At 45.4% G+C, this 25973-nt stretch carries 30 protein-coding genes and 2 pseudogenes; 15 read left to right on the forward strand and 17 right to left on the reverse strand.

Translation table 11 applies throughout. The features are described from left to right. Window positions 1–235: 235 nt before the first annotated feature. Entirely contained in the window at window positions 236–712 is a 477-nt protein-coding gene (locus SCJ97_10720) for a site-specific integrase (GenBank protein MDW7740507.1), read from the reverse strand. Then, window positions 697–840, reverse strand: a complete 144-nt coding sequence (locus tag SCJ97_10725; GenBank protein MDW7740508.1) for a hypothetical protein — start codon at window positions 838–840, stop codon at window positions 697–699. Before SCJ97_10725 ends, SCJ97_10720 begins: the two co-directional genes overlap by 16 nt. Window positions 841–872: 32 nt before the next feature. Between SCJ97_10725 and SCJ97_10730 the strand changes: the two are divergent. From SCJ97_10730 to SCJ97_10745, 4 genes and pseudogenes are all read left to right on the forward strand, one after another. After that, a pseudogene (locus SCJ97_10730) lies at window positions 873–1025 on the forward strand (SAM-dependent DNA methyltransferase). A gap of 366 nt (window positions 1026–1391) precedes the next feature. Next, window positions 1392–1625, forward strand: a complete 234-nt coding sequence (locus SCJ97_10735; protein MDW7740509.1) for an FAD-dependent oxidoreductase — start codon at window positions 1392–1394, stop codon at window positions 1623–1625. A gap of 22 nt (window positions 1626–1647) precedes the next feature. After that, window positions 1648–1893, forward strand: a complete 246-nt coding sequence (locus tag SCJ97_10740) for a hypothetical protein (protein MDW7740510.1) — start codon at window positions 1648–1650, stop codon at window positions 1891–1893. Between the two features lie 250 nt (window positions 1894–2143). Further along, window positions 2144–2455 (forward strand): hypothetical protein, encoded by a 312-nt coding sequence (locus tag SCJ97_10745; GenBank protein ID MDW7740511.1) that lies wholly within the window; start codon window positions 2144–2146, stop codon window positions 2453–2455. 49 nt (window positions 2456–2504) lie between these two features. On the opposite strand, the gene SCJ97_10750 is transcribed toward SCJ97_10745, so the two are convergent. From SCJ97_10750 to SCJ97_10800, 11 genes and pseudogenes are all read right to left on the reverse strand, one after another. Further along, window positions 2505–3302, reverse strand: coding sequence for an HAD family phosphatase (locus tag SCJ97_10750; protein MDW7740512.1), 798 nt, complete (start codon window positions 3300–3302; stop codon window positions 2505–2507). Then, the gene (gene rpiA, locus SCJ97_10755) at window positions 3256–3936 is read right to left on the reverse strand and encodes a ribose 5-phosphate isomerase A (GenBank protein MDW7740513.1); all 681 of its coding nucleotides are present in this window, start codon (window positions 3934–3936) and stop codon (window positions 3256–3258) included. The genes SCJ97_10750 and rpiA overlap by 47 nt, the downstream gene beginning before the upstream one ends. A 38-nt stretch (window positions 3937–3974) precedes the next feature. Next, window positions 3975–4655 carry a flavodoxin family protein gene (locus SCJ97_10760; protein ID MDW7740514.1) on the reverse strand — a complete coding sequence of 227 codons (681 nt, stop codon included), beginning with the start codon at window positions 4653–4655 and terminating at the stop codon, window positions 3975–3977. A 20-nt stretch (window positions 4656–4675) separates the two neighbouring features. After that, window positions 4676–4945, reverse strand: coding sequence for a cyclodeaminase/cyclohydrolase family protein (locus SCJ97_10765; GenBank protein MDW7740515.1), 270 nt, complete (start codon window positions 4943–4945; stop codon window positions 4676–4678). Between the two features lie 6 nt (window positions 4946–4951). Continuing rightward, window positions 4952–5715 (reverse strand): annotated as a pseudogene (locus SCJ97_10770) (flavodoxin family protein). Window positions 5716–5742: 27 nt separating this feature from the next. Then, window positions 5743–6033: a hypothetical protein gene (locus tag SCJ97_10775; GenBank protein ID MDW7740516.1), complete on the reverse strand. Its 291-nt coding sequence runs from the start codon at window positions 6031–6033 to the stop codon at window positions 5743–5745. A 6-nt stretch (window positions 6034–6039) separates the two neighbouring features. Beyond that, on the reverse strand, window positions 6040–6282 hold the full coding sequence (locus SCJ97_10780) for a hypothetical protein (protein MDW7740517.1): 243 nt from the start codon (window positions 6280–6282) through the stop codon (window positions 6040–6042). A gap of 192 nt (window positions 6283–6474) precedes the next feature. Then, on the reverse strand, window positions 6475–6723 hold the full coding sequence (locus SCJ97_10785) for a glycosyltransferase (GenBank protein ID MDW7740518.1): 249 nt from the start codon (window positions 6721–6723) through the stop codon (window positions 6475–6477). A gap of 201 nt (window positions 6724–6924) precedes the next feature. Beyond that, window positions 6925–7323 (reverse strand): hypothetical protein, encoded by a 399-nt coding sequence (locus tag SCJ97_10790; protein ID MDW7740519.1) that lies wholly within the window; start codon window positions 7321–7323, stop codon window positions 6925–6927. A gap of 15 nt (window positions 7324–7338) precedes the next feature. Beyond that, complete coding sequence (locus tag SCJ97_10795; protein ID MDW7740520.1) at window positions 7339–8652, reverse strand: aminotransferase class I/II-fold pyridoxal phosphate-dependent enzyme; 1314 nt, start codon at window positions 8650–8652, stop codon at window positions 7339–7341. A 649-nt stretch (window positions 8653–9301) separates the two neighbouring features. After that, window positions 9302–9718 carry a hypothetical protein gene (locus tag SCJ97_10800; GenBank protein MDW7740521.1) on the reverse strand — a complete coding sequence of 139 codons (417 nt, stop codon included), beginning with the start codon at window positions 9716–9718 and terminating at the stop codon, window positions 9302–9304. Window positions 9719–10170: 452 nt separating this feature from the next. Between SCJ97_10800 and SCJ97_10805 the strand changes: the two genes are divergently transcribed. The 3 genes from SCJ97_10805 (at window position 10171) to SCJ97_10815 (ending at window position 13660) form a co-directional block, all read left to right on the forward strand. After that, window positions 10171–11904, forward strand: coding sequence for an alpha-glucosidase (locus SCJ97_10805; GenBank protein ID MDW7740522.1), 1734 nt, complete (start codon window positions 10171–10173; stop codon window positions 11902–11904). Window positions 11905–11946: 42 nt separating this feature from the next. Continuing rightward, window positions 11947–13104 (forward strand): NAD(P)/FAD-dependent oxidoreductase, encoded by a 1158-nt coding sequence (locus SCJ97_10810; protein ID MDW7740523.1) that lies wholly within the window; start codon window positions 11947–11949, stop codon window positions 13102–13104. Between the two features lie 82 nt (window positions 13105–13186). Beyond that, a complete protein-coding gene (locus SCJ97_10815; GenBank protein MDW7740524.1) occupies window positions 13187–13660 on the forward strand; it encodes a universal stress protein in 474 nt (157 codons plus the stop codon). A gap of 73 nt (window positions 13661–13733) precedes the next feature. Here the strand turns inward: SCJ97_10815 and SCJ97_10820 are convergent, their stop codons facing one another. Next, a complete protein-coding gene (locus SCJ97_10820; protein ID MDW7740525.1) occupies window positions 13734–15020 on the reverse strand; it encodes an MFS transporter in 1287 nt (428 codons plus the stop codon). Next, window positions 15021–16277, reverse strand: a complete 1257-nt coding sequence (locus tag SCJ97_10825; protein MDW7740526.1) for a dockerin type I domain-containing protein — start codon at window positions 16275–16277, stop codon at window positions 15021–15023. It lies immediately after the preceding gene. 157 nt (window positions 16278–16434) lie between these two features. Between SCJ97_10825 and SCJ97_10830 the strand changes: the two genes are divergently transcribed. Next, a complete protein-coding gene (locus SCJ97_10830) occupies window positions 16435–16638 on the forward strand; it encodes a hypothetical protein (protein ID MDW7740527.1) in 204 nt (67 codons plus the stop codon). Then, the gene (locus SCJ97_10835; GenBank protein MDW7740528.1) at window positions 16628–18106 is read left to right on the forward strand and encodes a sodium:solute symporter family protein; all 1479 of its coding nucleotides are present in this window, start codon (window positions 16628–16630) and stop codon (window positions 18104–18106) included. The genes SCJ97_10830 and SCJ97_10835 overlap by 11 nt, the downstream gene beginning before the upstream one ends. A gap of 58 nt (window positions 18107–18164) precedes the next feature. On the opposite strand, the gene SCJ97_10840 is transcribed toward SCJ97_10835, so the two are convergent. Then, window positions 18165–18470 carry a hypothetical protein gene (locus tag SCJ97_10840; GenBank protein ID MDW7740529.1) on the reverse strand — a complete coding sequence of 102 codons (306 nt, stop codon included), beginning with the start codon at window positions 18468–18470 and terminating at the stop codon, window positions 18165–18167. Window positions 18471–18503: 33 nt separating this feature from the next. Further along, window positions 18504–18983 carry a hypothetical protein gene (locus tag SCJ97_10845; protein MDW7740530.1) on the reverse strand — a complete coding sequence of 160 codons (480 nt, stop codon included), beginning with the start codon at window positions 18981–18983 and terminating at the stop codon, window positions 18504–18506. Window positions 18984–19217: 234 nt separating this feature from the next. On the opposite strand from SCJ97_10845, the gene SCJ97_10850 reads away from it, so the two are divergent. The 6 genes from SCJ97_10850 (at window position 19218) to SCJ97_10875 (ending at window position 25972) form a co-directional block, all read left to right on the forward strand. Continuing rightward, entirely contained in the window at window positions 19218–19868 is a 651-nt protein-coding gene (locus SCJ97_10850) for a corrinoid protein (GenBank protein ID MDW7740531.1), read from the forward strand. 16 nt (window positions 19869–19884) lie between these two features. After that, complete coding sequence (locus SCJ97_10855; protein MDW7740532.1) at window positions 19885–21318, forward strand: trimethylamine methyltransferase family protein; 1434 nt, start codon at window positions 19885–19887, stop codon at window positions 21316–21318. 87 nt (window positions 21319–21405) lie between these two features. Then, window positions 21406–23031, forward strand: coding sequence for an ABC transporter substrate-binding protein (locus SCJ97_10860; GenBank protein ID MDW7740533.1), 1626 nt, complete (start codon window positions 21406–21408; stop codon window positions 23029–23031). 99 nt (window positions 23032–23130) lie between these two features. Continuing rightward, window positions 23131–24096, forward strand: a complete 966-nt coding sequence (locus SCJ97_10865; GenBank protein MDW7740534.1) for an ABC transporter permease — start codon at window positions 23131–23133, stop codon at window positions 24094–24096. 11 nt (window positions 24097–24107) lie between these two features. Further along, window positions 24108–25007 carry an ABC transporter permease gene (locus SCJ97_10870; protein MDW7740535.1) on the forward strand — a complete coding sequence of 300 codons (900 nt, stop codon included), beginning with the start codon at window positions 24108–24110 and terminating at the stop codon, window positions 25005–25007. Further along, window positions 25004–25972 carry an ABC transporter ATP-binding protein gene (locus tag SCJ97_10875; protein MDW7740536.1) on the forward strand — a complete coding sequence of 323 codons (969 nt, stop codon included), beginning with the start codon at window positions 25004–25006 and terminating at the stop codon, window positions 25970–25972. Before SCJ97_10870 ends, SCJ97_10875 begins: the two co-directional genes overlap by 4 nt. The last annotated feature ends 1 nt before the right edge of the window (window position 25973 follow it).

Here is a 25973-nt window from a genome sequence, read left to right on the forward strand (position 1 = left end):
CTCACTCTTTCTAAGGAGCTAAATGGGAACACTTTGGGAACATGTGAAAAAATGGCAGCTACTTGAGGGCTGATTTATCGAAGGCGGTATTCATTCGTTGGGCCGCTATTTTCTCCACTGATTGAAGGCTTTTTGCGTAAATATCCTGGGTGGTGCTCGTGCGGGCATGACCTAATATATTCGATACAGATCGGGTTGGAATCCCCCAGGCAATATATAAGGTGGCAGCAGTATGTCAAAGGGCATGGAATTTGATTCTTGGCAGGCCGTGACGGGATAAAAACTTTGGGAACCACTTTGAGATAGTGTTTACATTCATCGGCCAGCCGTCCCATGTTGTAAAAAGCAGCTCTCTGTCTTTCCATGTGTCAAGGTAATCCTTGGAAAGCCCGTTATCAGCTTGCCTACTGTCACCCAATTTAAGCTTATTTGTGAGCCATTCTTTACGATAAATCCTCAACAGATCCACCATAAATGCAGGAAGGGAAACTACCCTATCCGAATATTCGGTTTTGGTATTACTTAAAAAAGTGCCTATTCCCTTCAAGTATTGAGCTGTTTTGTTAATCGCAATGGTTCCATTTTCGAAATCAACATCAGACCATTCGAGTGCGGCAAGCTCTCCCCTTCTCGCACCCGTGACCACAGCGAGGGATACGATAACACGGTAATTTATCGGTTCATGCTCAAGAGCTTTTAGAAGTTTACCCACTTGTTCTTCATTTTATTATAGAACTCGCCACGTTCGACTTCAGCCAAAAAAATAGCCAGCTCTTTTTCTGCCTTCCTTCTGCGAGAACTTTCTGTTTTCCCTTCAATGTACACGGTTTTGCGGTGCATAATTCTTTTTCCAGCCGAATCATGGCCACCAGATTAATGATGCTATGAAAGCTATCGAAGTGGAGAATGAGGATCTGAAAGATGTCATGCCCAAGACTTACAACTGTTTAGAAAACGATACATTGTTTGCCCTGCTTAAACTATTCTCCGAGATACCATTGGATATTGAAGGCGATGTTTTCGGGGGGCAGGTAAGCCTATGGCCTTGCGATTCGTATTCTCCAAAAGACCCAAAGGCCGTTAAAGAACAAAAAGACCACTAACAGTAGCGATAGAACAATTAGCCTGCCCTGATCTTCCTGCAGCACAGATATAAGCAATCCGGCGATAGCCGCGGTTGACCATATGATTTTTAGGTTTAACATGCTTCTGTAAGTTTCAGCCGATGCCTTATGGCAAAGTTCAGTTAATTTAGAAGCTGTACTCAATCGGAAACGGGATATTGTTGAAAGTTTTAGAAGCGGAAGCCGGCAGAGAATTCTTTCAACCGATGGACTAAGCCTTTTTGAGGGTTTTGGACGTTTTACAGGCGAAAAAAAGTTGAAGTATCGATGAATGAAGGTCCTTCAAAGCGCCTGCAAGCAGATACGTTTATTATTAACACTGGCACCAGACCGGCTGTTCCCTCAGGATTAGGTCTCGATCAGGTGCCGGCACTTAACTCAACCACGATTATGGAAATTGATCAGCTGCCAAAACACCTGGTTATCATTGGTGGTGGCTATGTCGGCCTGGAGTTCGGACAGATGTTTAAGCGCTTTGGCAGCAAGATCGCTTGGCTATAAGATTAAAGTAGGAACAATGCCAATGAACTGGGTGGCACGTGCCCTGGAAACAGATGAAACAAGAGGTTTTATAAAAGCAGTAGTCGATGCCGAAATTGGTCAAATTTTAGGTGCGGCCGTCCTTGGCATTGAAGGCGGAGAGGTAATGGCGGTGCTTCAGGTGGCAATGCTCGGCAAGTTGCTTTACACTGCCATTCGTGAAGGGGTTTTTGCACACCCTACGCTGGCTGAATCACTGAACAACCTTTTCATGACTCTCGAAAGTTAAAACTGGTCATAGTAAAGGCGATTGACCATGTCTCTACAGGTAAGGTGCAGTAATATAAAGCTAACTCCGAAATCGAACCGGGTTATTGCCCGCTACTTTGATCCAGGCGACGATATTCGGAAAAAGGGATAATCGAAAGAATCTTAACTTTAACGGATGATGAAGCGCGGCTGACTCTGAACCGCACCTTAACCGACTATTCACTTCTTCAGTAGTCTTCAGAATCGTCGTCATTGATAAAAATAATGATTTGCAATTCAAACCTTCCGGAGATCTTTTGGAGATTCCTGAAATTGTAAAAAAACATATTTACCAGAAAGAAGACTTCGTGCAAAAACTAGCTGAGATGGACGTTCAGATGGAGTTATTAAGAATTGTTACAGATCGGCTAGAGAGCAGTTTCACCTATGAAGAGCTGCAGGAACATATTAATGCTGTGCTTAAAAAAGAAGATTTAAGTACTATTCAAAAGAAAGTAATCAAGGATTGCAACTGGCTGGCAAATTCATATTATGAGATTACTTTTTCGCTGGATGATCTTTTTGAAAAGCTAACCAGCTAAGCATAGTCTTGCAAAACAGGTTAATTCTGTTAAGGTTGTAGCACAGATGTCAGGTTGCCGCTATTTCAGCTATTAGCTGCAGGAATTGTTGCTTAAGCCTGGAAGGCTCGTCGACAATCCACTTTTCGTCAATATATTTATCTGCATGCAACCTGTCCCGGGTAAATTCTGTGCTGACTGCAAGATAAGCCATGCCCGCTTCTCTGGCTGCGGTTACACCGGCAGGTGAATCTTCAATCACAATACATTCTGCCGGTAAAACCCCCAAACCGGATGCAACTAACTGGTAAATTTCAGGATCCGGTTTATTATGCTCAACGTCATCATTGGTAGCAATATAATCAAAAGATGCCTCCAGATCAAGTGCTTTTAAAACATGACGAGCAGCCAGGCACGAGGAAGCTGTGGCCAACCCGGTCAGATATCCTTCCGAGCGTGCCCATTTTAACAGTTCTAGATTGTATGGCCATATGTTTTTGCGCAGCAAATCAGCATCTTTTATCATTCTCTCATATATCTGCAGCCTGATTTGGATCAGTGCCTGCCAGGCTTCGCAAACCATAAATTCTTTACAACGCCGGGCTGCTGCTTCTTCAATATTTAGTATCTGCAGTATATATTGAGCCACCTCGTGTCTGGGCCGGCCTACTACTTCGGCAAAAGCGAGCAGCGCCTGATCCTGGTGGTCTCTTTCCAGATCAAGCTCGTTTGCTGCCAACCCATAGGAAATTGCTTTCAATCTTTCAGTTTTTACAAGGGTGCCATCAAGATCAAATATTACCGCCTTAATCATAATTTGTTCACCTTCCAGGTTCAATAGGTATAACAGTTCCGTCAGAACTGCCAACCAGTATTATATCGGCCTTTCTTTTGGCAAAAATACCACAGGCAGCTACACCTGGTATTCTTTCTATTTCTATTTCGAGTTTTTTAAGATCTCCGGTCAGATCGATCCCATGAATATCTGCCAGCAGATTGCCCGAATCAGCTTTTATGCTGAAACGGCGGACCAATCGGCCGTCCATCGCCTTGACCTGCGCAGCGACCTGATCATATTCAGTAGGGATAATCTCCAGCGGCAAGGGGAATGGTTCTCGCCATTGATCAATTAATTTGCTTTCATCAATGATGCAAACCCAGGTTTGCGATAAAGAGGCAACCTTTTTTTCAATTCTGTGTGCGCCGCCGCCACCTTTTATGGCCTGCCCGTAATAATCAACCACATCCGCGCTGTCTATATATATTGGAACTGGTTGATTAAGTTGATCATGACGAATACATTTTATACCGGCCTCCTGGAGCAGTTTTTCTGTTTTCAATGATGTTGGAATTGCCGCTACCGGAAATAACTTGCTTAAAACCATCTCCTCAATAAAGCAGGAAACTGTACTGCCCGTTCCGATCCCAAGCAACTGGTCAGGATCTATATAGCTGAGGGCAGCTTCGGCCACTTTTCTTTTTGCAAACTCCATTTCGGCCATAGTATTATTAGCTCCTTCAGTGCCGGTAGCCGGAAAATCTATTGTTTGCCTCGCCTTATGACCTTCTCTGCCAGCAGCAAGCCCAAGCCATGGGCCTTGCCTCTGATATCCCTTAAAGAATCCGGCAAGTCAGCTACATTCGGTAACTGGTTGCAGATAGACGGAGTTATTTCCGGGGTAATAGGTGTTCCGAGAGGATATAGATCGGCGAACCCACCCACCGGACACGTGCTGCCAAACCCGCAATTAAAACAGGCGAATTCACCTTGAGCTACAATAGAATCCAGCAAATTAATACGAGCATCTTCAAAATACCGCTTAAGATCAGCTAAAACATGCTCACCCGTACTATCATATCCACCAATACCCACTGCAACAGCTATTTTCCCCTTTAAGGGGAATAATGCATTATGTCGTCCGGAAAAACACGCTCTTTCCCAAAAAGCCTGCCCCTTAGAATTCATATGTTCCCAGTATGTTGGAGCGCCAAAAACAAATCCGTCGGCCTGCTGAAGGCTTTCATACACTTTTTGAAAGTCGTCTTTAATTATACAGCGGTTTGTTTTTACGCAACCATTGCAGGCTTCACAGGGCTGAATTAACTTGCCGGAGAGGCTGATTAGGTCATACTGTGTACCGGTTCCGGCAAGAATCGCACGGATTAGAGACTCGGTGGCTTTTCCTTTTCTGCCAGCGCTGATACCAATTAATTTATTCAAGTCAAACCCCCCTTTAAGGGTTATGCGTGCTTCAGTAATTCTTCCAGCATTTCGCGGTTCAGGTCGTAGAGTCTCTGTGCTTCGCCTAAAAGATTTCCAGCCTCCTGCCGGTATGAGGCAGCTAATGCTTGATCAGAATATTGTTCCAGATAGCTGTTTAAGCTGTGGCAGGTGCCAACAGCGCCGGAATAACTTTGCAGGTTCGCAACGCCCAAATCTACAGTAAGCTGTTTATTGCCCTTGTTTGCCACTTCATAAATCAGATATAGAATTCTGAAGCAGCCCCGGATCGCACTTTAACGATACTCTGGATTGGGATGATCAAAACGACAGCCTGCTACCCACTTGCTGCGCTGGTTGCCGTGCGCCGGGATACCGCCCCTGTCTTTAATCATTCTGGCCAGATGTAGAAGATTCCAGGTCATAAAAGTAGTATTACGGTTGGTAAAATCATTTTCAGGGCCGCCTGAATCAGGATCCAGGTAGGATGGTCCGGGGCCAATCGGACCAAGCCAGCCGGCATCGGCCTGAGGCGGAACGACAAAACCAAGGTGCTGCAGAGAATATAAAATGCCCATTCCGCAGTGTTTTACCCCGTCTTCATTACCGGTAATCAGGCAACCGCCAACCCGTCCATAGTAGGCATACTGACCATCTTTATTCAACTCACCCGATTGGCCATAAAGCCGTTCAATCACCTTTTGACAAATTGAGGTTTTTTCGCCGAGCCAGATAGCCGAACCAAGAACCAAAATATCGGCATCAATAACTTTTTAAAGATCTGCGGCCAATCATCTTTTTCCCAGCCGTGTTCGGTCATATCCGCATAAACGCCACAGGCGATCTCGTAATCCACCGCGCGAATCAATTCTACAGCTACTTTATTTTTCTCCATGATCGCCTGAGAAATTTTAATTAAACCTTCAGTATGCGACATTTCAGGGCTTTTTTTCAGGGTACAGTTGATAAATAGCGCTTTAAGGTCGGAGAAATCCCACCTGCGGGTGCTGCAAAGCTCTTCCTGCTGTGCATTAAGTATCTTCTTTGTCACCAAAATCATCCTTTCTTCTCAGTATCTAAATTCACACTAAATAAAGATCCAGAAGTATTCGAGGAAAGCCGGGGAATTTATAACCCTGATATCCGAGGGGATATGGTTATGGTAACCTTTAAAAAAGCAGAACAGTTCATCCACGGCCTCGTAAACAGATCTACACCGCCCTGCGCTTTGATCTATATTGATCCGCTCTACCCAGTAGCTCTTCACCAGACCGGCAGTACCAATAGATTCGTACCACTGTAAATCATAACTGAGCAAGTCGGCTTCGCCAAGGCTGAGGATGGTATCGATAGCGATAATGACGCCCGGTTGGAACATTTCAGATCATAGATCAAAACACATACTATCATCAATATAATAATCCAGTTCGATTTCGCCTCTAATAGAAAGGTGAGCCAGCACGTCGAAAAGGGAAAAATAGCCCGGTTTAAAGTTATCTGGCCGGGTTGTTTCAACCTCATTAGGATTAAAACTGAAACTGCCTGCGTCTTCAATATTTACTACTGCAATTTCCTTTACTGTCGTATCGGCGACCTGACCAAATACCTGGTTATTATCCGTGCTCACATTAGGTGGCTAAACAGATTCTGTAACCGGGCTTGCCGGAACAGCCTCGCCGCACTCCGCTATAAGGGCAGTTGATATTAATGCAACAGCCAGCATTCTAAAGTCGCTCAAGTTCATCTTGCTCCCTCTAGAATAATGCTATATTAACTATTGCAATTATAGCATTGTTAAGAATCAATTTAAACATTATTACTAATTATACAATATGTCATTTTGCGAAGCAGCTTTACCTGCCGTAATATTTTTCTCTGATTTTTTCCAGAGGGTATCCCAGGCGATAGGCCAGCAGAGCCCACAATGCGCTATAGCCAAAGTGCTACCTTCGCTGCCCCCATCAGAGACTATGATCTCTGCCGGGAAGGTCTGGGCACGAACTGATTCAATACAGCGGGCGAGATAGTTTTCTTCGTTGTATGTTGGTATAATGACTGATATTTTCACAGTGGTATTATTCCTGTTCCCCTACATTCTGTTGCTAAATAGCTTTGCCAAAACAGCAACAAGAGGCCGACCGGCCAGCTCGGCAAACCACTCATCTACAGCCCGCTGAACAGCCAACCCGAGCGTTGGATAAACATGAACTGACTGTCCAAGCGTAAATAAGCCGATTCTTTTATACCGGGCAAAAACTAACTCATTGGTCTACATGTAATCATTAACTGTAGTACCCTTGGTGTTATAATGAACACCGGCTGCTTTAAGGTTAAAGTCGCCCTGATCCAGGTTAATTGTGTTGTTATTAACAAATGACAGGCTGCCGATGATAACTTCCACTGAATAACGCTTTAGAAGGGCTGCAGCCTTTGAAACTTTAGCCGCAGACACAACTGTCGAGCGCACGTGCTCCATTACACCGTGTTCCAAAAGGTTTTTGCTTTCCTTTGAAAAATCAGATTCTAACCATGGGCTTTGCTGTATTTTATGGGCTAGCTCTGCAGCAGCTAGCAGGGTCTTGGAAGGGATACAACCTGTCCAGGAACACTCACCACCAAGTGAAAGAGGTGCTTTGGCAAATACCAAGAGTTTGCTGTTAGAAGTCATTTGAATTTCCTCTGGTCAGCTATTTAAAAATTTTTCCAACGCATCTGCGCCTTTTAACATTCTTGAGGCATGTTTGTTAAAGAATTTCTCTTTCCCCTGTTCACCTGAAGGTGGGTTTTGTAAGTAATCTTCATAAGCAGCAGGACCGTCATAATCGACGAAAGCAATGCGGGCACAATAGTTGTCCGGTTTTACAACCAGAGAATCCCCGGTAACTACAGCAATATGGTGAGGGTGAGCTATAAGTGCTTTACTCAGTTCATTAGCACAGTCTATCCCTTTTTCATGAATTACTTCGCCGAGTTGATTGAAGTCAGCCAGAAAATAAAAGCCACCCTTAGGCTCAGTTACATTAAGCCCGGGAATACGGGCGAATCGTTCACTCAGTTTTTGACCGATTAAGGCATGAATCGAACGTGTAACCTGCAAATATTCATCCATTTCACTGCTTGAGGTGTATGCTTTAACTGCTGCATACTGTACTGGGGTCGTAACGTTGGTATAGATGGTGGCTGCAATTTTTTCGAGACCAAAGTGCAGTTCTTCAGGGCATTTTTCAGGCAGAACAACTACGCCCAGACGGTATCCTCCGGAAGAACGATCTTTTGAAAGGCCACCTGTCAAGAGAGTACCTTCCGGATAGACGGCGGCCATACTTGCGTAGCTTTTTATGTCATAGGTGGTCAAAGAGTAAATTTCATCAGAAAGCACAATTACTTCATGGCGTCGGCAAACTGCAGCAAGAGCCTCTAACTCAAACTTGTCATAAACCTGACCAGTAGGGTTGTGGGGGCTGTTTAGGATTAAAGTGAAGGCTTTATCAGGATGCTTGGCTAAAAAATGTTCTAACTGCTCAGGCTGAAGCTTGTAATTATTGTCTGGTAATAAGTCAATGGTGTGCCATTTTCTGCTTAAGAGATCGAGCTGTGGGGTGTAGCCGATCCAGGAAGGCACTGGGATAATGTAGTCTAAAGCAAGCATAGAAAAAATCATGTAGAAAAGTGATTTTGTGCCCGGGCCGATAATCACTCTATTTGATTCAATATTTAGGTCGAAATGTCTGTTATAGAAGTCAGCAGTTACGCTTTTTAACTGCTCAATACCTCCGGGCTCGGTATAACCGCCTACAGCAGAGTTTTCCGCCAGAGCATGGCTTAACTCCTTAGGCACCTGAAATGGTGATTCGCCAAAAGCAAAGGCAAAATAATCAAAAGGACACTGTAAATCTTGGCATCTATTACGTTGGTCGCGAACCATCATGCCTACCGCCAGATTCTCAGGCATATTAACATGTTGAACGCGCTTGTCAATGCTTTCCTTTAAACTCATATTAAAGCTCCTTTTCGCAGATATTTACGCTTTAAGTATACATTATCGTGACGGTTATGTCCTTAATTAACTGTTAAGCCCATTTGTCAAAATAATAATGGCCTATCCTTTAAGCACAGACGCTACAGGTTCAAGTTAAGGCTGCCGAGTTGCTCCAACATCTCTGTTATAAGATAGTCCAGCCATCACAACTGATATATTTGACAATTTCTTTCAATAGTATTAATATTTTTCTTGCATCTTGCCTTCTATGTGGGATATAGTTGCCGTGTGTTGTAATTGTAATTTTTAAAGCCGATTGGGATTAATTTGGGAACAACGGGAACAGGAAACGCCCCTAAATGACCTGAAATAAATAGAAGCAAAAAGTCGCAAACCACTATAACCAAAGGGTTGCAAGATTTCACCTGAAGTGCTTTAACGCACTTCTAATCCGTTAGTCGAGGGTTCAAATCCTTCCAGGCGCACCAGTGAAATAAGGCTTCAGGACATAAACCACCTGAAGCCTTATTATTTTTGTTAAATTGCTATATCCTATATCATAAATTGTTGAGTATTATTGAACATTTGCTGTTTAAATATAAAAGAGAAGGGAGAAATTTTCCCTTCTCTGCAAGCTTAATGAATATCATAAATATTGTTATACTGCTTAAAAAAGATCCCACCAGCTAACTGTTGCGGCTGAACCTGCCGGAAAATTCTCCATTGAAAAAGATTCCCGAATTGAGGCCATTCCGATAACAGTCATGTCTTCACTAAGGTAGGCGTGAGAATATGGGCTGCTGATATCGATATAGCGCTTGGTTTCACCGGATGAAACGTAGGACTGCTGTTCAATGTTAAAGTAATCGCCTACATAATCCTCATCATCCACATTTTCATATGATCCGTGAGCTGCCTGGAAATTCGTAGTTAAAGAACCTACTTCTCCGGGATCTGCAGAAACACTGACTGCCCAAATCTGACTGGTCAGGGGCTCAGAACCAGATGTGCTTACAGTAAAACCTGTTGTGACGAAAGCAAAGCCTATAATTAAAACAATCATCAATCCAATATTTTTTTTCATAACATTTTCCTCTTCTCATTTTCAAACCTTAAGTACATCATTTACATTCTATCATCAAATAATGATTATGTCAACTTCTTTCATGATGTCTCAAAGCGCTGTCTTATTCAATAGATCTAAAATGACAAAGTATTGTCAGATATTATAAAGTATCCACTATTTTCAGTTATCGCAATCAATCAGGGGCTGAATATCGTTATGTTAACAATTTCCTGATTTGCTATTTCAATGATAAAATAACGCTGTTCGATAGCTGTCTGAGGAATCCACTCCAATTGCTTATGGTTATAAGCGATTTTGAATGCTTATGAACATCAGCAGTAATCAATATTTGATATAATGATTTTATGTATTAAGATATCAACTGAAGGATCTATCTGATTTCTTCCGGCAGCTATACCTGAAGGCGCTACCAGGCTAAGCTATTGAAGTTCTACTGACCATTTAGGAAGGTGACAATAATTAAAACAACCGAAGAAATATTTAACCGATCGGTAGATAATCTTGAGTGGTGGAAAAGGGGAGTATTTTACCAAATCTACCCTCGCAGCTTTCTTGATACGATGGGGAATGGTATCGGTGATCTAAACGGTATTATTGAAAAGCTTGATTATCTAAATGATGGAACTGCGAACTCTCTCGGGATAGATGCGATCTGGTTCAGCCCTTTTTTTGTAAGCCCCGACCTGGATTTCGGTTATGATGTGGCCGATTACTGTGATATTGCCACATGTTACGGCTCCCTGGATGACTTTGACCGGCTGCTGAAGGAAGCGCATAAACGTAATATCCGGATAATGATCGATCTGGTGCTAAACCATACATCTGATCAGCATAGATGGTTCAAGGAGTCAAGATCTTCGCGGGATAATCCAAAACGGGACTGGTATATCTGGCGTGACGGACGCGGTCCGCGTAATGCCCCGCCGAATAACTGGAAGAATAACTTTTTTGGCTCGGCATGGGCATGGGATGAAATTACAGGACAATATTATCTGCACTCATTTCTAAAGGAACAGCCTGATCTGAACTGGTTTAACCCTGAAGTTCGTCAGGCAATCCATAAGGTGATCCGTTTCTGGCTGGAGCGGGGAGTAGATGGTTTCCGCTTGGATGTGGCTCACTGCTATTGCCAGGATGAAGAATTTCGGGACAACCCTTCAGTATTTCACCGAATTAAACGATTCAGGCATAGCCCTTTCTGGGATCGGCCGCTGATTGTAAATATCTTTCAACTTCTTGAGCTGCCCGAACTGCAGGATAAAGTATACAGCAGACACCATCCGGAAACTCATAATATCCTGAAAGAATTTCGAAAAATATTTGATGAATATCCCGGTACAACCAGTGTGGGGGAAATAAACAGTGAAAATCCTGCGCTTGTTGCTTCTTATTATGGTGATAATAACGATGAACTTCATATGAATTTTTATTTTTCCCTGGCTCAGAACCGCTGGAAAGCCAGTGCTTTCAGGCGCAGTGTTGAAAGATGGGAGAATAATTTACCGTCAAAAGCCTGGCCGGCTTATACATTCAGTAATCATGATATTATGAGGGCCATTAGCCGTTATGCCCGGAAGGGTCAGGAGGACAAACGGGCCCGCCTTTTGGCGATGATGCTGCTCACCTTAAGGGGCACACCTTTTATCTATTACGGAGAAGAGATTGGCATGAAGGAAGCCAAATTACCCCGTCAAGCGTTAAAAGATCCTGTCGGGATCAAGTGGTTTCCAATTTATCGCGGTCGTGACGGAGCGAGAACGCCGATGCAGTGGACAGCAGAAAGGCATGCAGGTTTTACATCGGCTGAACCCTGGTTGCCTGCTGGGCCGGAAGTGGAAAGCCGAAATGTTGCCTACCAGGAAAAAGATCCGGCTTCATTGCTAAATCTCTACAAAAAACTTATCCATCTAGGGAAGAGGTCACCAGCTTTACAGGAAGGTTTGTATTCCAGTATTACTTCAGGAGTGGCCGGGGATTGTTATTTTTACTTAAGAGAATCGAACGGGGAAAGATTACTGGTAGCCCTTAATTTTTCCAATGGGAAACGCAAATACGATACAAGTTTACTGGCAGACCAGAGCCGTATTCTACTGTCAACCGACCCTAACAGGGGTGAAGAAGTTATCCAGGACGAACTTGTTCTCAAACCACTTGAGGGTTGTATAGTGCTGTTAAAGGATTAGTAGAGATATTATTATTCCATAATATTTAAAAGGGGTAGGATAGTGAAACGGGATTGGGAAGTCATTGTCGTCGGCGCTGGTCCTTCGGGGTCGATAACTGCATCACTTCTAGCCCGATTGGGACATGAAGTTCTCCTTGTAGATAAAGATGATTTCCCCCGTGATAAAATTTGTGGTGATGCTTTACCTTCGGGAGTATTTAATATCCTGGCCGATGCAGGTATGAAAGAGATCGTAGATCAGGCTATTGCTGAAGGACATTTCTATCCCCTCATGTCAATGCGTCTTGTAGCGCCCTCGGGGCAACATCTGATCGCTCCTCTTAAGCAAGGCAGTAGTAGTTATTATCCTCATATAACTTCACGTTTATTCTTTGATGATCTGCTTGTCCGGCATGCGATCAGATTGGGTGTTGAGTTCAGAAGCTTAAAAGTGACCGGACCGTTGATCGAAAACGGGCAGGTTATCGGTATAACAGCTGAGGGTGATAACTCCGAGATTTTATATGCAAAAGTTACAGTCGGCGCCGACGGAGTTTCATCGGTAATTTCAAGGCATTTAAGAGATCGCAAAAGGCATGTTTCTAAGCACCGGGCCATGGCTATCCGGGGGTATATTGAGGGTATTGAAGTAAATCACAATGAAGCTGAATTTATTTTGTATCACGATATTTTACCCGGTTATGCCTGGATTTTTCCGACCGGTGAGAACCGGGCAAACCTGGGACTGGGTATGAGGCTTGATTATTATCGGCGCAATCACAGCAACCTGAAGAAAATGCTTGAAGATTTCATGACTCTGCCTGCAATTAGAAGGCGGCTAAAGCAAGGTGCGGAGATCGGGAGTATCGCTGCCTGGCCGCTCAATTTTGGCTCACAAAAATATTTGCAATATGCCTTTAACGGAGCTCTGCTGGTTGGTGATGCAGCCGGCTTTATCAGCCCGCTGACCGGCGGAGGTATACACCGAAGCATGATTTCGGGTCAACTTGCAGCTATGGTCATTCACGAGGCATTACAGCAAAAGAATAATGGGGTGAAATTGATCCGGTACGAAGAATTATGCGAGAGTGTTCTTCTAAAAGAATTGAGGAGTTCTTATTATTTGCAGGAACTGTTACTCCGTTTCCCATTCCTGGTTGACATTGCTGTTCGCTTTTTTAAAGGAATTCTCTCCAGGAATATGGTAAAATATAAATAGAAAATGATCAATTTTCAGATTGTCTGGATAATATGTAGCAATTGATTTATACGAGCTCATTGTTATCAAAGGGGGATTTGGAATGAAGGTTTTAGCTTGCACGGATGGTTCTGAACACAGTAAGAAGGCTTTGGAAAAAGCGGCGCTGATTGCCGGAGGATGCAAGGCTGATGATGTGGCAGTAATTCATGTATACGAGGAAAAAGTTGATTTTGCCGCCCTACCGCTATTTGAAGTTGGAGCAACAACCAGGGATACATTCTCCAAAGAAGATGTCGATCGGTTCAGGAAAATACAGGAAGAGCACGAAAAGGCAAGAGAAAAAGTTATTGCAGATGCCCTGGCCATTTTTGAAAAAGAGGGTATAAAAGCGCGGGCTATTTTAAAACAGGGCCACCCGGCAGAAACAATTTTGGAAACTGCCGCGAAAGAAGGATTTGATATAATCGTTATCGGCAGCAGGGGCCTGGGAGGTTTGAAAAAACTGCTGCTCGGAAGTGTCAGCAACGCAGTAATTCAGGAAGCAAAGAGTGGAAGCGTTCTGATGGTCAAGTAGCATATAATAGCAATTTAAATATTCTAAATACCAAATAAGTGTACGAAAAGTGGACAGGCTTTAAATCGTACACTTATTTTTGTTCGCGGACGTGGATGTAGATGACGGCAAGTGAAATCAGCAGAAGAATGACTTGGACCCAGGCGCCGGCGGTGAAGAGGCCGCCGGAAGAGTCGATTACCTTTGCTACAAGTAGTGGAATTGTTGCTGAGCCGATACCGATGCTGGTCAGGAATAACCCGGATAGAATCGATGCGTTGGCTGGAGTGATTTCTTCCTGGATCATGCAGAACCCGAGAGCCATACCGAGGACAGGAACGTTGAAGAATCCGAAGAAGAAAGCGGTAAGAGCGATCATCCAGGCAGTTTGGGGGCTCGAGGGCAGGTAAAATATTGAGATAAAGAGCAAAGGTGACAGTATGGAGCATTTTAGCATGGTTGACCTGACCTTTTTACCCCTGAATGCCCGGGTGGGGATGATCAGGGTGCCGATCACCCCGCCGGCCAGTGAGAAACCGCTGATTAATCCGGCAATATTTGGTGCAACACCGCCGTTATAGAGGACGGGGTACACAAGACCGGGTGTAATTACGATTGCCCCGATTGTAGCCAGGGCAGTATACTGCATGGGTATTGTAAAGCAGGTCATAACCTGCCTGATCCCCTTCCCGATTTTGATTTTGGAAGCGTTTACCTGTGGGTTCGGGGGCAGCGGAGGTTTTTCTTTCAGGGCAAAGAGGGCAACTATCGCTACAAAGAGTGCGATGAAAGAATAAATCCTCCATCCCATATTCCAGCCCAGGGTGGTGGTAAAATAGACACTGGTCAGTGAGCCCAGGGCCATGCCGGCGTTGATGCCGGCCGGAAAATAGCTGTTAGCCTGACCTCTTTCGTGCAGGGGAAACCAGTTGGCCACTATCTTTCCCATGGGTCCGAGAATCAGCCCCCAGCCGAAGCCGGCGATTATCGTAAAGTAGAGAAAGGGCATGAATGCGTCAACCGTGCTGCGCAGATATAACCCGAGGATTACGAAGGAAATTCCGGTGATGATTACCGGTTTAAAACCGATTCGGCTGACCAGTATTCCGGAAGGCAGGGATAAAAGCACCTGCCAGATGGTGAAAACGGTGATCAGCAGGGCAACGGTTCCCAGGGCGGTGTCCCAACGTTGGGCCATTGTAGACAGCAGGGTTGACTTGGAAGAAAAACCTGCTGCGGCTGATATGCAAACAAATAGGTAAACGAAATAGTTTATCCAGCGATAAGGGTAGACTTTGTATTCCTGCTGCGTATTGTACAGGATGATACCTCCCCGGAGTGTTTGATTATAAATATTAATGTTTTCGCAGGTAAGTGTCAATCATAAAGTGTCAATCAGCTTCAAGGAGTACTGCATAGCCAGGGTAACATCCTGGACATTGATTGTTCCGTCCCGGTTGATATCGGCTCTGTCCAGCATATCTTTGTCAAGCTCTGTTAGCCAAAGGGCATGCTGCAGGATCAAGGTGACATCAATAATATTGATCACCTGATCATCATTGACGTCTCCCAGTCCGGGTGGTTTTTCTTTGGCCTGCTCAAGCTGTTCGGGGGTCCATTTAAGCCATCTTTCGATAATCAGCTGGTTCCGGCTGTTCAGTTGAGGGCCTCCGCTGATTAAATCCGGGATGTTAAAGGTGTGAATGGCCACTACCCGGTATGTATCAGCCTGCTGGTTATAGACGATAACCGGACTGCCACTGTTTCCCGGGCTGGTGAATGCATCGTAGAAGAGGCAATAACGATCCTGTTCAACCAGTTTTCCTTCGGATCGCCATTGTCCGAGAGAGTTGCTGCCCCGGATCACGCCGGGATAACCGATTACGATCAGCTCTTCGGGAATATGGTTGAATTCAAGGGGGATGAAGGTATTGATCCCGCTAAATGGTGTTCTGAAAAATAGAGCTGCATAATCATGGTTTACCGAATTATCACGATCTCCTTCATTTTCGTAGCGTATGTAGCTGTCATTTGTCTCAACGCTAACCGGGCTTAAAGTGGAATAGGGCTGGACCGTTTCCGGCCATTGAGTTTCATATTGCCCGGGAGAGAAGCGTAGAGTAACAAACCAGCCGCCCAGGGGATCTGAATAAACATTATGGCCGTTAGTCAATGCTGTATGCGGGCTGACCAGGAAAGCGGTGCCGCGCATGTAGGATTCCGGAAAAATGATACTTAAAAAACCGATGGTATTGTTGGGATAAGCTGTTGCCAGGCTGCTGTCAACTGCTGTGCGGTTGTCCGTAATTCCTTCCTGATTCAGGGTGAAGGAACTACTGTAAATGTCCAGGTTTTCTCTTTCCCACTGCCTGGATTTATAGAGCAGTTGGATCACTTCTTCAGATGTGAGTTCCCTGCTGTCGGGCTCAAGCAGGGTTATTGAAAGGCTGTTATCAAGGGGATCATAGTATTCAAGCCACTTGTGAAAACGATTATCAATAATCTGCATTACCAGGCGGTGGTTGTAAATATTTTGGTCTGCCCTGGTTGAAGCAAATACAGGAGTTGTAAATATCAATATCAAGAGCATGAATGAGGCAAGTGTTAAGAAGCAGAAACCTGATCTGGACAGCTTCATCTTAAATACCACCTTAGGAGGGTGATCAAGAAGCCCTGGTTATCAGTCAGGGGCATTATAGCAAAATATTTACATGAAAGTCAAGTTGTGCTTTTTTATTCAGTAAGTGCCTGTGTTATAATGCATATATCACAGCCGTTGAAAAGAGGTTGACCACATGTCCCTTAATCAACAGAGAATCTTCTGGGTAGTGATTTTTCTGATCATGGTTTTATCCGCTTTCATTATCCCTTATACACCCCTGCTGACCAACCTGGCCAAACCGTACGGTTCTTTTTTGTTCTGGAGCCTCTTTGCCCTGATTGTTATCTTCTGCCTGGGTATCATCACGGCCAGATGGAGGGATGACAATGAGCGCTAGTACAATCTATATAGCACTCTTCCTCTACTTCATTATTGGCAGCTTGCTGGCCCGGAGAGCAGGTAAAGGGATGAGCAGAGGGGTCGGTGAGTTTTTTCTGGCCGGACGTTCACTGGGAGGAATAATAGCGGCGCTTACTTACAGTGCGACCACCTACAGCGCATTCATGTTGGTCGGCCTGGCCGGTTTTACCTATATTGGTGGCGTCGGTGCCCTCGGTTTTGAGTTGATCTATCTGTCTGGTTTGATCCTGGTAGCTTTTTTCGGCCCCCGCTTCTGGTTGGTTGGCAATAAATATAATTATCTCACTCCGACCGAGATGTTGGGCGACCGCTATGGAAGTAAGGCGGTTTCGGCGGTATCAGCAGTGGCAGCTGTAATTTTTTTAATCCCTTACAGCGCTGTACAGCTAATCGGGATCGGCGCTTTGCTGGAAGGTATCTCGGGAGGAACTATACCTTACCTGGCCGGGGTAGCTATCGCAGCCTTTATTGCAGTTTACTGGACCTGGAGTGGTGGCTTGAAAGCCGTTGCCTGGACTGATTCGCTGCAGGCGGCGGTGATGATTACCGTGGCAGTTTTATCCGTGATCTTTATTGCTTATCGCGGTTTCGGAGGTTTCGGGGGGATGTTTACACAGCTGGAGGCTGAATATCCCGCCTGGCTGACAGTGCCGGGTCCCGGATTTTTCAACATTAATGCATTTGTCGGATTAACCCTGCCCTGGTTTTTCTTCTCGCTTTCCAATCCCCAGGTCAGTCAGCGCCTCTTTGTGCCCCGTTCACTGTCACAGATGAGAATCATGGTTATGGGTTTCCTCGTATTTGGTTTTATTTATACCCTGGTTTCAATCTTGTGGGGTTTTTCCGCACGACTGCTGCTTCCGGATCTTCCTCTCGCCGACAGCGCGACTCCCGCACTTCTCGGGTTGAGTATTGTTCCGGCCTTTGTTGCCCTCCTGGTGATGTTGGGGATCAGTGCCGCGGCAATTTCCACGGTTAATTCAATAATTCTTACTCTCTCATCGATGGTCTGCCGCGATGTTTTTAAAATGGCCAGAGCTGATGCAGATGAGAGCAGGGAACTGCTGATCGGGAAAATTTTTGTTCCGCTTTTTACGCTTGTCATTGTTGCATTTGCCACAATGCGTCTCGATTTGATTGCCGCCCTTTCGGTTGCCTCTTCGGCGGGGTTGCTGGTCATGGTTCCGGCTTTGGTCGGGGCTTTCTTCTGGAAAAGGGGAACTGCTGCCGCTGTTTTAACCAGTGTAGTAGCCGGTGGACTGATTGCGACTTTTTTGCAATACAGTGGATTGCGTCCGCTGGGGCAGTGGCCGGGGGTTTGGAGTGGCCTGGTTGCCACAGTGTTATTTATTGGTGTCAGCTTAATTACCAAGCCTCCCTACAAGAAAGCTGATGAATTTATCGGCTATCTGCAGGAACAGCTTAATGGAAAACAGATAATATAAGGGCATCTTTTTGAATTAAGATGCCCTTCATACTCCACTTGATTATTATATAACCTGCTTAATCAAATTTATACCATTCTTCACCTGTGTTTTCCTGAACTTCACCATCTATCTTCATTTCAACCTCATGCTTGAAGCTTGAACCGGGAAATGGTTTTTCTTCCGGTTCTTCTTCTGTTTCTGGATCTGACAAATCTCCGTTTTCATCTAAGATAGCATCATCTTCATCAATTTCTTCTTCCACTATTCCCTCTTCCGGTTCTTCCTCGATAATCTCTTCCGGCAACGCCTGATCGGAACAGCCTGTTATCATCAAGAGAAGAAGAAAGAACACAATCAGGGGTCTCGTTATAACCCCGGTCATATAGATCACCTCCATGGAGAATACTGGACAAAATTAAGGCAGGTTATACCAATCTCCATCTTCGTCGTCATCATCAATGGGAACTCCCCAGTCAGTTGTATCATCAACAGTTGTAATCAAAACGTCGCCGGGTGCAGGTAGATCGCTTGCGGAATCTGTAGTTACACTGCTCTGACCCGATGGTGTTGTTTCCTGTTCCGGTAAGGCTGTTTTAAGTTCTGCTTCAGGATTTCGGAAAAAATCAAGTCCGGCGGCATAAAGATCCACACTGTCCCATTTAAGACTGCCGGGCAGGCGATCCTGCTTGCCGGGGGGAACAGCCACTTCAGTGGTTACATCTTCGGCCTCATCTTCAAAGAGCAGTTCTGAAGTTTCAGCCGGACCTTCCGAGGTAATAATCTCACGTACGGTTGCTTCACTATCTGAAGAAGAATTGATCAGGCTACAGCCTGAAAGTAAAAGACCTGCAGAGAATATAATGATGATCAACGATAGATGCCTGTTCTTGCGCATTTCTTAAGTCAACCTGCCTTTCAGTCCTGTACTGGTCTGATTGAATTTGACAATATTATATCACACAAAGTATTTACCGGTTATATGGCTTTATTATGAAATATTAGAAGCTGTGAAGAATAATAAGTAACTTAAGACTGATATTTCTGAAGGATACTATAGTTTGTCAGACAGATATGTTATACTTGCAATATATAAAAGTATCAATATTGCCAACAATCAGGAGGAAAAGTCTTGAAGGATATTCTGAATAAAATTGGCACAGCTATTTTGGAAGGTGACAAAGAAAATACCCTGCTGGCTGTCCGGGAAGGCCTGGATCGCGGAATCGGCCCTCTTGAAATGATTTCAAAAGGCTTGACCGTGGGGTTAGGGCAGGTGGGTGAAAAGTTTGAAGATGGTGAGTATTTCCTGCCCGATATGATGCTTGCAGCCGAAGCGATGAGCGCTGCCCTGGATCTACTTGAACCGCATATGGAAAAAGAAAGAGCACTGGGGAAAAGTGAGTCTGTCAGGGTGGTTATCGGGACTGTAAAGGGTGATCTGCATTCCATCGGTAAGGATATAGTGATCATGATGATGAAAGCAGCCGGGATGGAGGTATATGATCTGGGAGTGGATGTACCTAATGCGAAATTTATTGATGCAGTTGAAGATAGAAACGCCGATATTCTTGGCATATCAGCCCTGATGACTACAACTATCCAAGAGCAGAAAAATGTTATTGATCTTTTATCGGAAAAGGGGCTGCGTGAAAAGGTAAAGGTCATTGTCGGTGGAGCACCGCTTTCTGAAGAATGGGCGGTTAAAGTCGGGGCTGATGCTTACGCGGCCGACGCCATATCTGGAATTAAGAAGATCAATACGCTGTTGAATCGTTCCTGAGAAAAGGAGTGTTTCCATGATAACTTACGAACCACTTACTGCCGCAGATTTGTCCCTGATTCATGAGCTTACTTTAAAAATCCTGCATGAAACCGGAGTTGTAATTGAAGGAAAAGAAGCCCGGGAAATTCTCCTTGAGGCAGGTTGCCTGGAGAAGAATGGAAGGCTTCTTTTTTTATCAAATACTGTTGAAGAGTGTTTGGCCAAACCTATACCGGTAACTATTTACGGTACTGATGAGAAAGTGGTCTTGCCGTTAACCGAAGCTCCCCGGACATACGCTCATAATTTCGGGTCTGTTTCTTTTTTGCTTGACCATGAAACCGATGCTATTCGTGAAGCTACGGTTGCCGACCTCGAAGCATTTATCCGGCTCAGTGATTCACTGCCCCATCTTGATATGGTAGTTCCCAGCCTCAGGCCGACCGATCTTCCCGAAGAAATAGCCTCACTGGCCATGACCGCATATGCCCTGCAGAATACTTCAAAGCCGGTTGATATCGGCACTGCATCAGATTCCTGGGAAGTTCGTTACCTGATCCGGCTTGCTGCGGCAGTCAGGGGTGGAATTGAAAAACTTTTAGAAAAACCGATGGGGACCATCTCCATATCACCTCTAAGCCCCCTGAATTTTCCCGCAGATATTACCGATGCAATAATTGTCGGAGCCCGTTCAGGACTGCCGCTGACTATGCTGCCCTGTCCCACCCGTGGATTAACAGCACCGTTGACCCTGGCCGGTGGTTTGGTTCAGCAAAATGCCGAACAACTGGCTTTTCTGACTTTGGCCCGTTTGGTAAATTGGGATACACCACTGGTGTACACCTGCCGCCTGGCTGCTGCAAATATGCGAACCGGTTTTGTCGGGGGCAAAGATCCCGATCTTGGTTTTTCCGGTGCCTGTGTAGCCCAGATTGCCCGCTATTATGGGCTTCCTTCGGGCGTATACGGACTTGATACCGGTTCTGCTCTTCCGGATATTCAGTCGGGTTATGAACGGGCAATAAACTGCCTTCCCCCGGTTATGGCCAGGGCAACCTTTGTATCCGGAATGGGTTTGCTCAATGGAGGGTTGCTGGCAAGCGCTGAACAGCTGGTTATTGATGATGAGATCCTGGGGATGATTACCCACCGTAAAAAGGGTATCGAGGTTAGCAGGGATTCAATTGGTGCTGAAGTGATTGAGTCTGTTATGAACGGAGGTAATTTTTTAGCCCAGGAGCATACACGGGATTACCTGCGCCGGGGAGAGCTGTACATGGGCAAACTTGGCAATGATGCACCTTTTGAGGAATGGAAAGTTTCAGGAAGTAAGACTGTTCGCGATGGAGCCAAATTGCGATTGAATAAAATTTTATCCGAACATCCGGGGAGAATCCTGGACAAAGTAATCTGCAACAAGTTGGAATCGATCCTGGAAGAAGCCAGGGCTGAAAAAAAAGGGCTGTAAGGGAGGTATGCTTATTTCTGGAGATTCAATCAAAAAGCTTCATATAACTGAAGGGGTAAACAATTAATTTCAAAGGAGGCTGCTGAATTGCGTAAACTAAAGATAATTACCTTGTTTTTGATTTTGGTTTTTATGCTTGGTTTGCTTCTGACAGGATGTGGAGAAACAGAGGATGAGAGGCATATACTGAGGGTCGGGTTTTTAAGAGAAATAGAGAGCCTCAATCCAATGCTTATCTGGTCTTACCAGGCCTATGAAATTATGTACCTTAACTATAACATGCTGATCGGCTGGGATGAGGATATGAATGTTGTCCCGAACCTGGCCAGTGACTGGGAAGTAGATGATGAAGGGTTGACCTGGACTTTTTACCTGCAGGAAGGCGTAACCTGGCATGATGGTGAACCTTTCAGCGCAGATGACGTTAAATTTACTTTTGAATATATCCGTGACAATGAACTGGGTTATTTTTATGATTATGTTGCCGCCATGGAAGAGATCGAGGTTATTGATGAAAACACTTTGGCGATAACTACCGATGAGCCGATAGCCTGGATGCCCCAGATTCTTGTTCCCATCTTTCCCGAGCATATCTGGTCGGAAGTTGATCCCGAAGATGCCGAAGGAGAATATGCCAATGATGATCCGGTCGGGACCGGACCATTCCAGGTTATAGAACATCGTAAGGGTGAATTTACCAGGATGGCGGCCAATCCCGATTACTTTAAAGGCGCTCCAGCCCTGGATGAAGTTATTTTTATCGTCTATTCCAATACCGACCTGATGGTTGAGGCTTTGAAACAGGGTGAACTCGATGTGATCACCTCCGTTCCCGGGGCGCAGTTCAAAGCGCTGGAGGAGGCCGGAGATCCCAATATAGTTGCCCTGGCTGCCGATTCACCTTCATTCTCCGAGCTTTCATTTAATGTCTGGGAAGATCCTGAATCCCTGGGGAACCCGCTGCTGTTGGATAAGAATATCCGGGTGGCTATCGAATATGCCATCGACCGGCAGGAGATAATTGATGTCGGTTACCTCGGTTATGGAGAAATCGGTTCAACCCTGGTTCCGCCCCTCTTTGAATTCTGGCACCTTGATATGGGGAACGATTTCCGCAGTTACAATCCGGTAACTGCCAACCAGATTCTTGATGAAGCCGGGTATGCCATGGGAGCTGACGGAATACGCGTCAGCCCTGAAGGTGAGCCTCTATCTTTCACAATGCTTATTCGCCAGGAATCTCCGGATAACCAGAAAGCGGCAACCCTGATCAAAGATATGCTGGAAGATGTGGGTATTTCGATCACGATCTCCGTTATCGATGAAGGGACTCTCACAGACCGTATTTTTGACAGCGATTTTGACATGTTTATCTGGGGCTGGTTTGTCGATGTTGATCCCACCTCGATTCTGAAGGTTGTTACAACCGATGAAATAATGTCCTGGAGCGACTGTTTCTATTCAAATCCTGTATATGATGAAATGCACCTGCGCCAGCAGAGGACAATGGACTGGGATGAACGGCAGGCGATCATTCATGAAATGCAGCGTATTTTCTATGATGATGCCGCTTATATCATTCTTTCTTATGATCCGGAACTGCAGGCGTACCGGACCGATAGCTATGAAGGGTGGATTCGTAACCCGCGTACCGGACCGGTTATCTTTACCAACGTGGTTGATACCTATGAGCAGCTGCGCCCGATTGAATAACTGAAAAGAAACACTTTTATTCTGTACCGGGACAGGGCCGGTCATTTGCAGACCGGCCCTTCACGGTGACGGTATTCCGGGAGGTAAAGTGGTTTGAATATGCGAGGTTATCTGCTGAAAAAATTTGTCCAGGCATTGATTACTGTCTTTATTGTAATTATTATGAACTTCTTTCTATTCAGAATTATGCCCGGTGATCCGATCCGGGTTCTGATCCGCAACCCAAGAATTTCTTCCGAAGCCCTTGAACGGGTCAGGGAGCAGTTTGGTTTAAATGAAAACAGGTTGGTGCAGTTCTGGATCTATCTCCGCGATCTCTTTTCCGGTGATCTGGGTGTTTCTTTTAACTATCGACAGCCTGTGCTTGATGTAATCATGGAAAGGGTTCCGGCGACTCTGTTGCTTATAGGCACAGCCACCGTTTTATCAATTATCATCGGAGTAATATTGGGTGTAATTCTGGCCTGGAAACGGGGAACCAGACTTGATATTACCGGCTTAAGTATTTCGCTCATCCTCTATTCCATGCCTACTTTCTGGGTGGCCATAATAATGGTCATGATCTTTGCCGTTTACTGGCAGATATTTCCTCTTGGTGGAATGGGGATGCCCGGTGTCTTTCATACAACTCTCTGGAGCGAGCTGTTATCCCGGTTGCGTTATCTTTTTCTGCCTACGGTTACTTTTGCCCTGATCCTGATCGGGGAATATGTGCTGATCATGCGCAGTTCCCTGCTCGAAGTTATGCGGGAAGATTATATGCTCACTGCACGGGCAAAGGGAGTTAGCAACCGTAATCTGCTCCGCAAACATGCCCTGCCCAATGCAATGCTCCCCGTTGTGACACTGATTGCCATTAACCTGGGATTTATTGTCGGCGGGGCAATTCAGATAGAAACTGTATTTTCCTGGCCTGGTTTGGGAAGGTTGATGTATTCAGCGCTGACAAATCGCGACTATCCAGTTTTGCAGGGCCTCTTTCTCTTTGTGACTGTTGCCGTTGTCGGAGCAAATTTTTGTGCAGATATACTTTACCGTTACCTGGATCCCCGGGTTAAATCTTAGGGGGTGTTAAGATGAACACTAATTTGGCAAAAAGTGACACCCTGGTTTTATGGAGAAAGAATATTACTTCATTCTGGTCTGTTTACAGCCAGAACAAAATGGGTTTGATCGGCCTGATTATTTTAATTTTCTTTGCCTTGATGGCTATACTGGGTCCATACCTGGTAAATATAACAACCTATGCGGTTGATGGAATAACCCAGGTTTTGCATCCGCCCACTTCAGATTACTGGTTGGGAACGGATGATCTCGGAAAAGATATTTTTGCGGGAGTGATTATCGGGTCAAGGGTTTCACTGCTGGTTGGCGTAGCTGCCACGGCTATCTCGATGGTAATCGGGACTGTTATCGGCATCGTCTCCGGCTTTTATGGCAAAACAATTGATACACTTTTAATGAGATTTACAGATGTTTTTCTCGTCATACCCTGGCTGCCCCTGATGCTGGTGATGGCTGCACTGTTGGGACCAAGTCTTGGCAATATAATATTTGTTATCGGTATAACGAGTTGGGCCGGAACGGCCAGGATAATCCGTTCACAGACACTAAGTGTGAAGGAAAGACCTTATGTTGAAAGAGCCAGGGCCATTGGCAGTGGCGATACGCATATCATGTTCTATCATATTTTGCCCAATGTATTTCCACTAATCTTTGCCAACACAGTTTTGGTTGCTGCTGTTGCCATTCTTTCTGAGACTACCCTTAGTTTTCTGGGAATGGGTGACCCAACCCAGGTAACCTGGGGCATGATGCTTCATTTTGCCTTCTCTATGGGCGCCGTGTCCTTTGGTGCCTGGTGGTGGCTGCTGCCTCCGGGAATTTGTGTTGTTCTGGTAGTGTTAAGCTTCACATTTATCGGCTATGCCCTCGACGAAGTTTTGAATCCGAAGTTAAGGAGGCGCGATCAATGACACTGCTCAAGGTTGAAAATCTTACAACCTACTACAAGTTAAAGGAAGGATATGTCCGCGCCTGTGAAAATATTTCTCTGCAGCTTGAACAGGGAGAAGCTCTTGGTTTGGTCGGTGAATCTGCTTCCGGGAAGACAACGGCTGCCCTCTCTCTGATAAAACTGCTGCCGGATAATGCGCATATCATGAAAGGAAGTATCAGGCTCGACGGCAGAGAGATCGTCAATACTACCGAAGAAGAACTGCGTGCTATTCGCTGGAAGGAGATCTCCATCATTTTCCAGGGAGCGATGAATGCCTTGAACCCGGTCCGCAGGGTTGGTGAACAGATAGCTGAAGCGCTTAGAATTCATGAAAAACTGAGTGATAAGGAAGCGACCAGGCGGACTGTTGAACTGTTTGACCAGGTTGAAATTGATCCCGACCGGATCCGGGAGTACCCCCATGAATTCAGCGGGGGGATGCGGCAGAGGGTAATGATTGCCATGGCGATAGCCTGCAATCCAAAAGTGGTGATCGGTGATGAACCGACAACCGCCCTTGATGTAATGGTCCAGGCCCAGGTTTTACAGCTGCTTGAAGGGCTGCGCCGGGAGAGGAAAATGGGGATGATACTGATCACCCACGACCTTTCTGTTGTCGGAGAAACCTGTGATCGAGTGGCCGTCATGTATGCAGGACAGATTGTTGAATCCGGGTCTACCGAGAAAATATTTGATAACCCGGCACACCCCTACACCCGGGCCCTGATTAAAGCATTTCCCAATATTGAAGGTGAACGCCATATGGCATCATCAATCCCCGGTAACCCACCCAACTTGCTTAATCCACCTCCCGGGTGCCGCTTCCATCAGCGCTGTGATCATGCTGCTCCCAGGTGCAGCGAAGAAGAGCCGAACATGTTGGAAATATCAACAGGGCAGTGGGCATCCTGTCACCTGCTTGAAAGGCGGGTGAAGATATAAT

It is taken from the genome of Bacillota bacterium (assembly GCA_033549065.1).
Taxonomy (GTDB): domain Bacteria; phylum Bacillota; class Dethiobacteria; order DTU022; family DTU022; genus JAWSUE01.